Source organism: Kitasatospora sp. NPDC036755 (assembly GCF_040636595.1).
Taxonomy (GTDB): Bacteria; Actinomycetota; Actinomycetes; order Streptomycetales; family Streptomycetaceae; genus Kitasatospora.
The window spans coordinates 1-13957 of record NZ_JBEZUT010000229.1; the positions used below are offsets into that span (position 1 = coordinate 1).

9 protein-coding genes and 1 pseudogene are annotated in these 13957 nt (G+C 72.7%); 5 read left to right on the plus strand and 5 right to left on the minus strand.

Features of this window, described 5'->3' with window-relative positions; all coding sequences use genetic code 11:
• The 4 genes and pseudogenes from AB0E96_RS28320 to AB0E96_RS28335 all read left to right on the plus strand — a co-directional run.
• Positions 1-276, plus strand: a pseudogene (locus AB0E96_RS28320) (hypothetical protein); the annotation flags it as partial.
• Between the two features lie 359 nt (positions 277-635).
• Entirely contained in the window at positions 636-1814 is a 1179-nt protein-coding gene (locus AB0E96_RS28325) for an ROK family transcriptional regulator (protein ID WP_359828433.1), read from the plus strand.
• Between the two features lie 288 nt (positions 1815-2102).
• Positions 2103-4007, plus strand: a complete 1905-nt coding sequence (dxs, locus tag AB0E96_RS28330) for a 1-deoxy-D-xylulose-5-phosphate synthase (RefSeq protein WP_359828435.1) — start codon at positions 2103-2105, stop codon at positions 4005-4007.
• Between the two features lie 149 nt (positions 4008-4156).
• Complete coding sequence (locus AB0E96_RS28335; RefSeq protein ID WP_359828436.1) at positions 4157-5683, plus strand: glycosyltransferase family 39 protein; 1527 nt, start codon at positions 4157-4159, stop codon at positions 5681-5683.
• Positions 5684-5857: 174 nt separating this feature from the next.
• Here AB0E96_RS28335 and AB0E96_RS28340 read toward each other — a convergent pair whose 3' ends face one another.
• From AB0E96_RS28340 to AB0E96_RS28360, 5 genes are all read right to left on the minus strand, one after another.
• Entirely contained in the window at positions 5858-8005 is a 2148-nt protein-coding gene (locus tag AB0E96_RS28340) for a 3-hydroxyacyl-CoA dehydrogenase NAD-binding domain-containing protein (RefSeq protein ID WP_359828438.1), read from the minus strand.
• A 2-nt stretch (positions 8006-8007) separates the two neighbouring features.
• A complete protein-coding gene (locus tag AB0E96_RS28345) occupies positions 8008-9225 on the minus strand; it encodes an acetyl-CoA C-acyltransferase (RefSeq protein ID WP_359828440.1) in 1218 nt (405 codons plus the stop codon).
• A 241-nt stretch (positions 9226-9466) separates the two neighbouring features.
• On the minus strand, positions 9467-10714 hold the full coding sequence (locus AB0E96_RS28350; protein ID WP_359828441.1) for a ribonuclease D: 1248 nt from the start codon (positions 10712-10714) through the stop codon (positions 9467-9469).
• Between the two features lie 188 nt (positions 10715-10902).
• On the minus strand, positions 10903-11619 hold the full coding sequence (locus AB0E96_RS28355) for a response regulator transcription factor (RefSeq protein WP_359828442.1): 717 nt from the start codon (positions 11617-11619) through the stop codon (positions 10903-10905).
• Between the two features lie 320 nt (positions 11620-11939).
• Complete coding sequence (locus AB0E96_RS28360) at positions 11940-12602, minus strand: DUF3000 domain-containing protein (protein ID WP_359828444.1); 663 nt, start codon at positions 12600-12602, stop codon at positions 11940-11942.
• 234 nt (positions 12603-12836) lie between these two features.
• On the opposite strand from AB0E96_RS28360, the gene hemE reads away from it, so the two are divergent.
• A complete protein-coding gene (hemE, locus tag AB0E96_RS28365) occupies positions 12837-13850 on the plus strand; it encodes a uroporphyrinogen decarboxylase (RefSeq protein ID WP_359828445.1) in 1014 nt (337 codons plus the stop codon).
• The last annotated feature ends 107 nt before the right edge of the window (positions 13851-13957 follow it).

The window sequence follows — 13957 nt, forward strand, 5'->3', positions numbered from 1 at the left end:
GACGAGACGGCCGCCCTGCTGGACTGGGGCTTCGCCGCCGCCGGCAAGGTCCAGCCGGTCGGCAGGCTGGTCGACGAGCTGCCGCCCGCCGGCGCGACCGGACCCGGCACGACCGGGCCGGGGGCCTGGCCCGGGACGGCGGCGCCGTCGAGCTGCGTCATCTGGTCCGCGACGGCGGCCGGATCCACACCGCCGCCCGGCGGGCGCCCGAACGAGACGCCCCGATTGTCCTGCGGGCCGCTGCCGGGCGCTTCGCCTGCCCCCGGCGTAGGGTGATCCCCTGCCATCTGATTCCCCGTCATGTCTGGAAGCGTCCCCCTGCCGGTGCCGTCCACGGCCCGGCTGGGACGGTGATAAGTGGCACCCATGCTAGTGGTGCGTCATTTTCGGCCGCTGCCAGGACGGCCGTTGGCCGTCCCCGCAGGTCCAGGCCGTGCAACACCTTCACCCGCCGATCACCGCGCCCCCACGCCCCGGCGCCGGCGCCCTCGGCCCGCGCCGCCCACCCGCGGTGCGCGCCTCCCCGGTGCGCCCGCCCGCCCCGCCCGGAACCCCCGTGCGGGCCCCCGGGCCTTACCCTTCAGGAGTTGAAGGGGACACCCGGCGGAGGGGTCCCCGCCCTGGGAGGGTGGATCATGTCGACGGACACACCGGGCTCGCAGTCCTCGCTGCACCGGGCGAACCTGGAACGGGTGCTCCGCGCGGTACGGATGGCCGGCTCGCTGACCCAGGCCGAGATCGCCCGCGGCACCGGACTGTCCGCGGCCACCGTGTCCAACATCGTGCGGGAGTTGAAGGAGAGCGGCACCGTCGTGGTCGCCGACACCTCCTCCGGCGGCCGCCGCGCCCGCAGCGTCTCGCTCAGCGGGGACGCCGGCATCGTGGTCGGCATCGACTTCGGCCACACCCACCTGCGGGTCGCGGTCGGCAACCTGGCCCACCGGGTGCTGGCCGAGGAGAGCGCCCCGATCGACGTCGACGTCTCCGCCCAGCAGGGCTTCGACCGCGCGGAGGCGATGGTCGAGCGGCTGCTGGCACAGGCCGGGTTCCGCCCCGACAAGGTGATCGGCGTCGGCCTCGGCGTGCCCGGCCCGATCGACGTGGAGACCGGCGCGCTCGGCTCCACCGCGATCCTGCCCGGCTGGACGGGCATCGCCCCGGGCCGGGAGCTGGCCGAGCGGCTCGGCATGCCGGTGCACGTGGACAACGACGCCAACCTGGGCGCGCTCGGCGAGCTGGTCTGGGGCGCCGGCCGGGGGCTGAGCGACCTCGCCTACATCAAGGTGGCCAGCGGCGTCGGCGCCGGGCTGGTGGTGAACGGCCAGATCTACCGCGGCCCGGGCGGCACCGCGGGTGAGATCGGGCACATCACCCTGGACGAGGCCGGGCCGGTCTGCCGCTGCGGCAACCGCGGCTGCCTGGAGACCTTCGTCGGCTCCCGCTACCTCCTCTCGCTGCTCCTCCCCACCCTCGGCCCGGACCTCAGCCTGCCGCGGGTGGTCGAGCTGGCCCAGCAGGGCGACCTCGGCTGCCGCCGGGTGATCGCCGACGCGGGCCGGCAGATCGGCACCGGCGTCGCCACCCTCTGCAACCTGCTGAACCCCCGCCGGGTGATCCTCGGCGGGGACCTCGCCGAGGCCGGTGAGCTGGTGCTCTCCCCGATCCGGGACTCGGTGGCCCGCTACGCGATCCCGAGCGCGGCCCGTCAGCTCTCGGTCGTCCCCGGCACCCTCGGCGGCCGGGCCGAGGTGCTCGGCGCGCTGGCCCTGGTGATGAGCGAGATGGGGGAGTCCGGCGCGCTGGGCCGTCCCTAGCGGGTGTCCGTGGTCATCGCCGGCTCCGGCGGCACGAGCGGGCCGGCGGGCCCGGCACAAGCGCGATCGAACGCCAGTGCGTCAATTCGGTATGACCCGGCTCCCCCGCCCGACCTCCTGGAATGGCGGCAACCGAGCGGTGGCACCGGGCGCGCCGCTCGGTGTCCGGGAGGCGGACATTAGACTCGACCGGTCGGCACCGGCCGGGACCGTCGGCCTGCCGCCGGGACGGGCAGCGACGCCCGCCGGACCGTCCGTGGTCCGCGAACACTGAACGAGGAGGAACGGGTGGCCCTGCTGACCCGCATTCGGGGACCGCGCGATCTCGACCGGCTCACGCCCGGACAGCTGGCCGCGCTGGCCCAGGAGATCCGGACCTTCCTGGTGACCGAGGTCTCGAAGACGGGCGGCCACCTCGGCCCCAACCTCGGCGTGGTGGAGCTCACCATCGCGCTGCACCGGGTCTTCGACTCGCCGCGCGACCGGATCCTCTTCGACACCGGCCACCAGAGCTACGTCCACAAGCTGCTCACCGGCCGCCAGGACTTCTCCCGGCTGCGGATGAAGGGCGGCCTGTCCGGCTACCCGTCCCGTGCCGAGTCCGAGCACGACGTGATCGAGAACTCGCACGCCTCCACCGTCCTCTCGTACGCCGACGGCCTGGCCAAGGCCAACCAGATCCTGGGCAAGAACGACCCGGTCGTCGCGGTGATCGGCGACGGCGCGCTCACCGGCGGCATGGCCTGGGAGGCGCTCAACAACATCGCCGACGCCAAGGACCGCCCGCTCGTCATCGTCGTCAACGACAACGAGCGCTCCTACTCGCCGACCATCGGCGGCCTGGCCAACCACCTCGCCACCCTGCGCACCACCCAGGGCTACGAGCGCTTCCTGTCCTGGGGCAAGGACGCGCTCCAGCGCACCCCGGTGGTCGGCCAGCAGCTGTTCGAGACGCTGCACGGCGCCAAGAAGGGCCTCAAGGACTTCATCGCCCCGCAGGGCATGTTCGAGGACCTCGGCCTCAAGTACATCGGCCCGATCGACGGCCACGACCTGACCGCCCTGGAGTCCGCGCTGACCAAGGCGCGCGGCTTCGGCGGCCCGGTGATCGTGCACTGCCTCACCGAGAAGGGCCGCGGCTACCACGCCGCCGAGAACAACGACGAGGACCGCTTCCACGCGGTCGGCGTGATCCACCCGGAGACCGGCCTGCCGATCAAGAGCTCGGGCAAGGACTGGACCTCGGTCTTCGCGGAGGAGATGGTCGCCCTCGGCCACGAGCGCGAGGACATCGTCGGCATCACCGCCGCCATGCTCCACCCGGTGGGCCTGGCCCCGTTCGCCGAGGCCTTCCCGGATCGCATCTTCGACGTCGGCATCGCCGAGCAGCACGCCGTCACCAGCGCCGCCGGCCTGGCCACCAACGGCCTGCACCCGGTGTTCGCGGTCTACGCGACCTTCCTGAACCGGGCCTTCGACCAGGTCCTGATGGACGTCGCCCTGCACAAGCTGGGCGTCACCTTCGTCCTGGACCGGGCCGGGGTCACCGGCACCGACGGCGCCTCGCACAACGGCATGTGGGACATGTCGATGCTGCAGCTCGTCCCGAGCCTGCGGCTGGCCGCCCCGCGCGACGCCGAGCAGGTCCGCGCCCAGCTGCGCGAGGCCGTCGAGGTCGAGGACGCCCCGACCGTGGTCCGCTACTCCAAGGGCACGGTCGGCCCGGCCGTCCCCGCGGTCGGCCGGATCGGCGGCATCGACGTGCTGCGCGCCGCCGAGGAGCCCTCCGGTGCCCACCGCGCGGACGTGCTGATCGTCTCGGTCGGTGCGATGGCCCCCACCAGCCTGGAGGTCGCCGACCTGCTGGCCGCCCAGGGCGTCACCGCCACCGTGGTGGACCCGCGCTGGGTCAAGCCGGTGGACGCGGCCCTGCCGGGCCTGGCCGCCGAGCACCGGGTGGTCGTCACGATCGAGGACAACGGCCGGGTGGGCGGCGTCGGCGCGGCCGTGGCGCAGGCGCTGCGGGACGCGGACGTGGACCTGCCGGTGCGCGACTTCGGCATCCCGCAGGAGTTCCTGGACCACGCCAGCCGGGCCGAGATCCTGGCCGAGATCGGCCTGAACGCCCCGGACATCGCCCGAAAGGTGACGGCTCTGGTCGCCAAGCTGGACACGGCGCCGGTCAAGGCCTGACCGGAGGCCGTCCGGGCGGACCGGTCGCCGTTTCGTCGACGACCGTTTGTCGTAACTTCGTAACAGTTCGTCACGAAACAAGCTGACAATCCCACCGAAAGGCGGGACCGGCGCCACCCGCGCCGATCCCGCCGGGTAGGTTGTCACCCGTGCCGACCCCCACCCGCCTCCGCCTCACCGGACTGGCCGAGCGCCTGCCCGAGCGCGTCCGTACCCATGTGCTGGCCGGGTACTGGACCAGGCTGGTGCCGGTGCTCGCGCTGGTCGCCCTGCTCACCCACATCCCCTCCTTCGCCCGGCCCGTCTGGAGCCCGGACGAGGGCTTCCTGGCCACCCAGGCCCGGATGCTCGCGGACGGCGGCGTGCTGTACGACACCGTGGTGGACCGCAAGCCGCCGCTGCTGCCCTGGCTCTACCAGGCCTGCTTCGCGGTCTTCGGCTCCGCCTCGCTCTGGCCGCTGCGCACCCTGGCCGTGGTGGCCCACCTGGTCACCGCGATCCTGCTGGCCTCGATCGCCCGCGGCCGCTGGGGCAACCGGGCCGGGGCCGGGGCCGGACTGCTCTACCTGCTGGTCTCCATCGGGCTCTCCCCGGAGGACACCCAGGCGGCGACCTTCGAGGTCTTCATGCTGCCCGCCATGGTGGCCGCCTTCCGGTACGCCGAACGGCGCCGCTGGCTGGCCGCGGGCATCGCGGTCGCCCTGTGCTCACTGACCAAGCAGACCGGCGGCGCCGTGCTGCTGCCGGTGCTCTGGATGCTGTTCCAGGACGCCCGTCGGCGCGGGGTGCGCTGGCCGCCCGCGCTGTTCAAGATCGGGTTCGGCTTCACCCTGCCGATAGCGCTGGTCGCGGTGATCCTCACCAAGCCCAAGGGCTTCCTCTTCTGGGTGGTCACCGGCAGCGGCGACTACGCCTCCTTCGGCGGCGCCTGGCTCCAGATGCTCGGCCGGGCGCTCGGCAACTCGGCCATCCTGGCCGTGGCCGGCCTGGGCTTCCTGCTCCCGGTCGGGCGCCGGCTCTGGCTCAAGCACCGGCACCGCCCGCTGCCGGTGGCCGGCGAGGAGCACGGCTCGACCACCGACCTCTGGGTCTGGCTGCTGTCCTCGCTGGTGGCGGTCAGTGTGGGCTTCCACTTCTTCGGCCACTACTACCTCCAGCTGATGCCGCCGCTGGTGCTGCTGGGCACCGGGGCGGTGGCCACCTCGGCGGTCCGCTGGAAGCCCGTCCTGGTGTACACCACGGCCGCCGCCACGGTGTTCTGGTGCCTGGCGCTGGCCTGGCCGGGGGAGCGGCTCAACCGCACCACCGAGGTCGCCACCGCCGTCGCCGCCCAGACCACCCCCAAGGACCGCCTGCTGGTCTGGGGCATGCACCCCGAGCTGTACTGGCTGGCCGACCGCAAGCCCGCCACCCGCTACCTGACGGCCGGCTTCCTCACCAACTACAGCGGCGGCAAGGACGGCAACCAGAACGTCGGCGAGCAGTTCAGCGTCTCCAACGCCTGGCAGACCTTCGACAAGGAGCTGGCCGACGGCCTGCCCGAGGTCGTGGTCGACGACTCCGGCATCGCCCCGTACCAGCCGGTCATGGTCCCGCGGATCGAGAACCTGCTGGACACCCACTACGAGATGGTCGGCGTCTTCGCCGACACCGTGGTCTACCGCCTCAAGCACTGAGACGTCCGTACACGGCCCGTGCCCGGGTCGCCGCTGTACACGGCCCACGCGGCGTCGCCTCCGTACACGGCCCGCGCGGCGTCACTCCCGTACACCGCGTCACCCCCGTACACACCGAGGAGCCCCGGTGACCACTCGGTCACCGGGGCTCCTGCGTGTACAGCGGGCCGTGCGTTACGCGGGCACCGAGGCCACGCCGGGGGCGAGGAAGGGCTTGCCGTTCACCCGCTCCGAGATGCCCTCACGGTCCAGGTACGGGGTGATCCCGCCCAGGTGGAAGGGCCAGCCGGCACCGGTGATCATGCAGAGGTCGATGTCCTGCGCCTCGGCGACGACACCCTCCTCCAGCATCAGGCCGATCTCCTGCGCCACGGCCTCCAGGGAGCGGGCGCGGACCTGCTCCTCGGTGAGCACCGAGTCGCCGAAGGTCAGCAGCGCGAGCACCTCGGGGTCGAGGACCTGCCGGCCGTCCGTCCAGGTGTAGAAGCCGCGCTTGCCGGCCTTGACCACCTCGGCGAGGTTCTCGGAGACGGTGAACCGCTCCGGGAAGGCGCCGGCCAGGGTCTCCGAGACGTGCAGGGCGATGGCCGGGCCGACCAGCTCCAGCAGCACGATCGGGGACATCGGCAGGCCGAGCGGCTCGACGGCCTTCTCGACGTCGGCGATCGGGGTGCCCTCGTCGATGATGTTCTGGATCTCGCCCATGAAGCGGGTCAGGATCCGGTTCACCACGAACGCCGGGCGGTCCTTGCACAGGACCGAGGTCTTCTTCAGCTTCTTCGACACCGCGAAGGCGGTGGCCAGCGAGGCGTCGTCGGTGCCGTCGCCGCGGACGATCTCCAGCAGCGGCAGGATCGCGACCGGGTTGAAGAAGTGGAAGCCGACGACCCGCTCGGGGTGCTTCAGCTTCGAGGCCATCTCGGTGACCGACAGCGAGGAGGTGTTGGTCGCCAGCACGCAGGTCGGCGAGACCACGTTCTCCAGGTCCGCGAAGACGGTCTGCTTGACGCCCATCTCCTCGAACACGGCCTCGATGACGAAGTCGGCGTCGCCGAAGGCGGCGGCCTTGTCCAGCGAGCCGGAGACCAGGCCCTTGAGGCGGTTGGCCTTGTCCTGGCCGATCCGGCCCTTGCCGAGCAGCTTGTCGATCTCGGCGTGGACGTAGCCGACGCCCTTGTCGACGCGCTCCTGGTCGATGTCGGTGAGGACCACCGGCACCTCCAGACGGCGGGCGAACAGCAGCGCCAGCTGCGAGGCCATCAGACCGGCGCCGACGACGCCGACCTTGGTGACCGGGCGGGCCAGCGACTTGTCCGGCGCCCCGACCGGGCGCTTGGCCCGGCGCTGCACCAGGTTGAAGGCGTAGATGCCGCTGCGCAGCTCGCCGCTCATGATGAGGTCGGCCAGGGCCGCGTCCTCGGCGTCGAAGCCGGCCTGCAGGCTCGCCTTGTCCGCCAGGTCGAAGTCCTTGGCGGCGGCGATGATGTCCAGCGCCTTGTAGGCGGCCGGGGCGGCGCCGTGCACCTTGCCGTCGGCGACCATGCGGCCCCAGAGGACGGCGTCGTCCCAGGCCTTGCCGCGGTCGATCGCCTCGCGCTCGACGACGACGTCGCCCTTGACGACCTTGGCGGCCCAGAGCAGCGACTGCTCCAGGAAGTCGGCCGGCTCGAAGATCGCGTCGGCGATCCCCAGCTCGAACACGTCCTTGCCCTTGAGCTGCTTGTTCTGGTTCATCGAGTTCTCGACGATGACCTTGACGGCCTTACCGGCACCCACCAGGTTCGGCAGGATGGTGCAGCCGCCCCAGCCGGGGACGAGGCCGAGGAAGACCTCGGGCAGCGAGAAGGCCGGGACGCCCGCCGAGACCGTGCGGTAGTCGCAGTGCAGGCCGACCTCGACGCCGCCGCCCATCGCCGCGCCGTTGTAGAAGGCGAAGGTCGGGACGGGCAGCGCGCCGATCCGCTTGAAGACCTCGTGGCCGCCCTTGCCGATGGCCAGCGCGTCCGCGTGCTCCTTGAGCAGCTCGACGCCCTTGAGATCGGCGCCGACCGCGAAGATGAACGGCTTGCCGGTGATCGCGGCACCGACGATCCGGCCCTCGGCCGCCTCGGCCTCGACCTGGTCCAGCGCCGCGTCCAGCTTGAGCAGCGAGCCCGGGCCGAAGGTGGTCGGCTTGGTGTGGTCGAAGCCGTTGTCCAGGGTGATCAGGGCCAGCTTGCCGGCCTGCAGCGGCAGGTCGAGGTGGCGCACGTGGGCGGTCGTGACGACCTCGCCCGGGAACAGCTCGGCGCCGTGCTGGAGCAGCTCAGTGGTGTTGCTCATGCTCACTTACCACCCTCGAAGTGCGGGTTCTCCCAGATGACGGTCGCACCCATGCCGAACCCGATGCACATCGTGGTGAGGCCGTAGCGGACGTCCGGGCGCTGCTCGAAGCGGCGGGCCAGCTGGTTCATCAGGCGAACGCCCGAGGAGGCCAGCGGGTGGCCGAAGGCGATGGCCCCGCCGTACGGGTTGACGCGCTCGTCGTCGTCCGCGATGCCGTAGTGGTCGAGGAAGGCCAGCACCTGGACGGCGAAGGCCTCGTTGACCTCGAAGGCCTGGATGTCGTCGATGGTCAGACCGGCCTTGGCCAGGGCCTTCTCGGTGGCCGGCACCGGGCCGATGCCCATGACCTCGGGCTCCACGCCGGCGAAGGCGTAGGAGACCAGGCGCATCTTGACCGGGAGGCCGAGCTCCTCGGCGACGTCCTCGGCGGCCAGCAGCGAGGCGGTGGCGCCGTCGTTCAGACCGGCCGAGTTGCCCGCGGTGATGTTGCCGTGCGGGCGGAACGGGGTCTTGAGGCCCGCCAGGGACTCCATGGTGGTGCCCGGGCGCATCGGCTCGTCCACGGTGGCCAGGCCCCAGCCGGTCTCGCCGACCTCGGGGTTGGTGTTGCGGATCGAGATCGGCACCAGGTCGGGCTGGATGTCGCCGTTGGCGTACGCCTTGGCGGCCTTCTCCTGGGAGCGCACGGCGTAGGCGTCGCAGCGCTCCTTGGTCAGGTGCGGGAACCGGTCGTGCAGGTTCTCCGCGGTCATGCCCATGAACAGGGCGGACTCGTCGACCAGCTTCTCGGAGACGAAGCGCGGGTTCGGGTCGACGCCCTCGCCCATCGGGTGGCGGCCCATGTGCTCGACACCGCCGGCCACGACCACGTCGTACGCGCCGAAGGCGATGCCGCCGGCGGTGGTGGTCACGGCGGTCAGCGCACCGGCGCACATGCGGTCGATCGCGTAGCCGGGGACGGACTTCGGCAGGCCGGCCAGCAGGGCGGCGGTGCGCCCGATGGTCAGGCCCTGGTCGCCGATCTGGGTGGTGGCCGCGACGGCGACCTCGTCGATGCGCTCGACGGGCAGGCTCGGGTTACGGCGCACGAGTTCCCGGATGCACTTGACGACCAGGTCGTCGGCGCGGGTCTCGTGGTAGATGCCCTTCGGGCCGGCCTTGCCGAACGGGGTGCGGACGCCATCGACGAAGACGACGTCCCTCGCGGTACGAGGCACGGGGGCTCTCCTCCCAGGGACCAACATTTCGAGGTGGGCAGGCTGCCGCCGTCGAAGACCCGAGCGGCGCCGCTCCACGGCCATGCTACCCGCCGGTAACCAACCTGCCCAGGCCTCTCGGAGGGATCCGACCATGTGTCCCCCGACACGTTCTCGGCCGTCCGACCAGCGGCGCCGTTCCCGGGTGCGACGAAGGGGATGTCACCCGTACGGATGACATCCCCTTCCCGCTGTCGGCCTGTCAGCCCGCCGTGGCCGCGGCCGCGGCGGCGAACGCGGCCGCCACCGCCGGCGCCACCAGGTCCACCTGCCACTGCCGGGCGCCGAGCCCGCGCAGCGCGGCGGCCACGGTCTCCGGGTCCGGATCGGCCGGCGGCGCCCAGGAGACCCGCCGGACCAGGTCCGGGGTGATCAGGTTCTCGGCCGGCACGTGGTACCGCTCGGCCAGCTCGGCGATCGCGCCGCGCGCGCCGGACAGCCGGGCGGCGGCCACCGGGTCCTTCTCGGCCCAGGCCCGCGGCGGCGGCGGTCCGTCGTGCGGCGCGGTGGACGGCGGCAGCATGCTCTCCGGGATCTCCCGGGCGCGCTGCACGGCCGCGAGCCACTGCTCCAGCTGGCGCCGGTGCACCCGGGGGCCGAAGCCCTGGACGGCCTGCAGGGCGGCGATGTTCAGCGGCATGGCCAGCGCGGCGTTGACGATGGCCGCGTCCGCGAGGACCCGGCCGGGGGAGACGTCGCGGTCCTGCGCCATCCGGTCGCGGACGAGCCACAGCTCGCGCACCACGGCCAGCTGACGGCGGCGGCGGACCTTGTGCAGCTGGGAGGTGCGGCGCCACGGGTCGGTGCGCGGGGCGGGGCGCGGCGCGGCGGCGATCGAGGCGAACTCCTCCATCGCCCAGCCGAGCTTGCCCTGGGCGTCCAGCTCCCGTTCGAGTGCGTCGCGCAGCTCGACCAGCACCTCGACGTCCAGAGCGGCGTAGCGCAGCCACGGCTCGGGCAGCGGGCGGGTGGACCAGTCGACCGCGGAGTGCTCCTTGGCCAGGCTCAGCCCGAGCACGTTCTCGGTCATCGGCCCGAGGCCGACCCGGGCGAAGCCGGCGATCCGCCCGGCCAGCTCGGTGTCGAACAGGCGCCGGGGTCTCATGCCGACCTCGGACAGGCAGGGCAGGTCCTGGGAGGCCGCGTGGACCACCCACTCGGCGTCCTCGACGGCCCGGCCGAGCGCGCTGAGGTCCGGGCAGGCGATCGGGTCGATCAGGGCGGAGCCGGAACCCGCGCGGCGCAGCTGGATGAGGTAGGCGCGCTGCCCGTAGCGGTAGCCGGAGGCCCGTTCGGCGTCGACGGCCACCGGTCCGTCGCCCGCGGCGAAGGCGGCGACGACGGCGGACAGCGCCTGCTCGTCCGCCACCACGGGCGGGATCCCCTCCCTCGGCTCGAGGAGCGGGACCGGGGCTGCTTCTTCTGGGATGGCTGCTACGGCGTCGGTCACCCCCCAAGGGTACGACGGTCCTCGCGACCGGGAGTGTTGTCGGACTGGTCAGACTGTTGATCGCCCGCGGAGCCGCCCGCCCGTCCCCGGGGCCGGATCCGTGCGCCGGGGGCTCCCCGGAACAGCGGTGCGGCGGCCGAGGAGGAAACGTTCCTCCTCGGCCGCCGCAGCGGTCCGGAGCGCCCGGCTCAGTGGATGATGCCGGTGCGCAGCGCGACCGCGACCATCCCGGCGCGGTCGCCGGTGCCCAGCTTGCGGGCGATCCGGGCGAGGTGGCTCTTGACGGTCAGTGCCGACAGGCCCATGGCCACGCCGATCGCCTTGTTGGACTGCCCTTCGGCGACCAGCCGCAGGACCTCGACCTCGCGGCCGGAGAGCTCGCGGTAGGCGGCCTGTTGCGCGCCCGGCGCACCAGGGGCTCCGGGGGCGCCCGGCGCACCGGACGCGCCCGGCATGCCCGGCATCCCGGGGCGGCGCATCCGGCCGGCCAGCCCGGCGGCGCCGAGCGGCAGGCCCGGGCGGCCCGGCATCGCGACGTTCGTCCGGGTGCCGGTCACCACGTATCCCTTGACGCCGCCGGCCAGCGCGCTGCGGACCGCGCCGATGTCGTCGGCGGCGGACAGCGCCAGGCCGTTGGGCCAGCCCGCGGCGCGGGTCTCGGCGAGGATGGTCAGCCCGGAGCCGTCCGGAAGATGCACGTCGGCGACGCAGATGTCGCGCGGTGTGGAGACCCGGGGGCGGGCCTCGGCGATCGACGACACCTCGATCACGTCCCGGACGCCGAGGGCCCACAGGTGGCGGGTGACGGTGTTTCGGACGCGGGGATCGGCGATGACCACCATGGCGGTGGGCTTGGTCGGCCGGTAGGCGACCACGTTTGCGGGGTGCTCAAGAAGGACCGACACCAGGCCTCCTGCGGGGAGTGGCGGACGGAACCCCGATGGGGGCGGTCGGAGTGTTCCGCGTTCGGAAAGGGTCACAGTCTGCTTCGGCAGCATCCGTGCCCGGCTTTAGCGAAAGATCACGATCTAGTGAGTAACAATACGGACAAATCGCGCAAATGATTGATGCGACATGCCTGGTATTCGCACAAAATCGATCAGATTCGATGCCAATCGGTCGGTATCGACCGATGAATTGACGCAGAGCGGGTCCGAAGTCACACTCCGTCAGCCCTGGGGGTGGCGTCCGGCCCCGGGGTGCCGCCGGGGCCGCACACCACCCGTCAGTGCGACCGGGGGCGTCGCCGCGCCGGCATCGGGACCACCCCACCGAGTGAAGGAACCTCGGCCGGCCCCTGCGCGGCCGGAGCGGCCGGCGGCAGGCCGGCGCTGACGCACAGCAGGTCCGCCCAGGCCGCCAGGTGCCGCTCGAAGCGGCCGTCGGCCGGCGTCCAGGAGGCCCGGATCTCGATCTCGGTCGAGGACGGGCGGTCCGCCAGACCCCCGAAGTACTGGGAGGCGGCCAGGGACACCGTGCCGGACGGCTCCGCGTACCCGGCGCCGTGCGCCTGCAGGGAGTCCAGCAGCCACGCCCAGCCGACCTCGGAGAGCATCGGGTCGCCGGCCATCTCCGGCTCCAGCTCGGCCCGGGTCATCGTCACCACCCGGAACTCCCCGTTCCAGGCCTCCTGCCCGGCCGGGTCGTACAGCAGCACCAGCCGGCCGTCCGCCAGCTCCTCGCCGTCCACCTCGACCGCGGCGGTCACCGCGAACGAGTACGGGGCCAGCCGGCGCGGCGCCGGCGCGGGGGAGAGCTGCACCTCGGGCCGCAAACGGGCCCCGTCCAGGGCCGCCACCGCCGCCCGGAACTCGCTCGGCGTCCCCTCGCGACCCGCTCCACCACCTGCTCCGCCACCCTGCGCGGGGTGCCCTCCGACCGCTGCCATGACCCGAAGACTAGGTCGAAGACCGGGGTTATCGCCGCAACTTCTCTCCCAGCGGCGTGCCGGAACGGCAAAACCCGGGCAGATCTTGGAGGAACCCACGAGACCGGCCGGGAAACCGGGCCCGGCACGCGTGCGAAGATTTGACGCGTGAGCGAGACAACGGCAGACACCACGGCCCACCACGACGGCCCGACCACTCCCGAGCGTCGCGGCGCCGCGCACGACTCGGCGTTCCTGCGGGCCTGCCGGCACGAGCCGGTGCCGCACACCCCGGTGTGGTTCATGCGCCAGGCCGGCCGCTCGCTGCCCGAGTACCTGAAGGTCCGCGAGGGCATCCCCATGCTGGAGTCCTGCATGCGGCCCGAGCTGGTCAAGGAGATCACCCTCCAGCCGGTGCGCCGGCACAAGGTGGACGCGGCGATCTTCTTCAGCGACATCGTGGTGCCGCTCAAGGCCGTCGGCATCGACGTCGACATCAAGCCCGGCATCGGCCCGGTCATCGCCGACCCGATCCGCACCGTCGAGGACCTGAAGCGGCTGCGACCGCTGGAGCCCGACGACGTCCCCTACATCACCGAGGCCGTCGGCCTGCTCGTGGACGAGCTCGGCGAGACCCCGCTGATCGGCTTCGCCGGCGCCCCGTACACGCTGGCCAGCTACCTGGTCGAGGGCGGCCCGTCCAAGAACCACGAGAACACCAAGGCCATGATGTACGGGCAGCCCGAGCTGTGGGCCGCCCTGGTGGACCGGCTCGCGGACATCACCTCGGCCTTCCTCAAGGTGCAGATCGAGGCCGGCGCCTCGGCGGTCCAGCTGTTCGACTCCTGGGTCGGCGCGCTCGCGCCGGACGACTACCGCCGCTCGGTGATGCCGTCCAGCGCCAAGGTCTTCGACTCCGTCGCCCACTACGGGGTGCCGCGGATCCACTTCGGCGTCGGCACCGGCGAACTGCTCGGCCTGATGGGCCAGGCCGGCGCGGACATCGTCGGCGTCGACTGGCGGGTGCCGCTGAACGTCGCCGCCGAGCGGGTCGGCCCGGGCAAGGGCCTCCAGGGCAACCTCGACCCGGCGGTGCTGTTCGCGCCGACCAAGGTCGTGGAGACCAAGGCCCGCGAGGTGCTGCACGCCGCCCAGGCGCTCGGCACCAGCGGCCACATCTTCAACCTCGGCCACGGCGTGCTGCCGTCCATGGACCCGGACGCGCTCAGCCGCCTCGTCGCCTTCGTCCACGAGGCCAGCGCGCGCTGACCCCGCGGTGGCGGGCCCCCGGCTCCGGGGGCGAAGTCGAAGCAGCTGGTGAGGTCTCCGCAGACGGCCCGGCGCCAGGCCGAGATGTTGGGCTCGGCCACCCCGGT

What these genes read in the sequence shown, in the direction of transcription:
- AB0E96_RS28325 (WP_359828433.1), top strand. Translation starts at nt 636, where the DNA reads ATGTCGACGGACACACCGGGCTCGCAGTCCTCGCTGCACCGGGCGAAC.
- AB0E96_RS28340 (WP_359828438.1), bottom strand. Translation starts at nt 8,005, where the DNA reads ATGAGCAACACCACTGAGCTGCTCCAGCACGGCGCCGAGCTGTTCCCG.
- AB0E96_RS28360 (WP_359828444.1), bottom strand. Translation starts at nt 12,602, where the DNA reads ATGGCAGCGGTCGGAGGGCACCCCGCGCAGGGTGGCGGAGCAGGTGGT.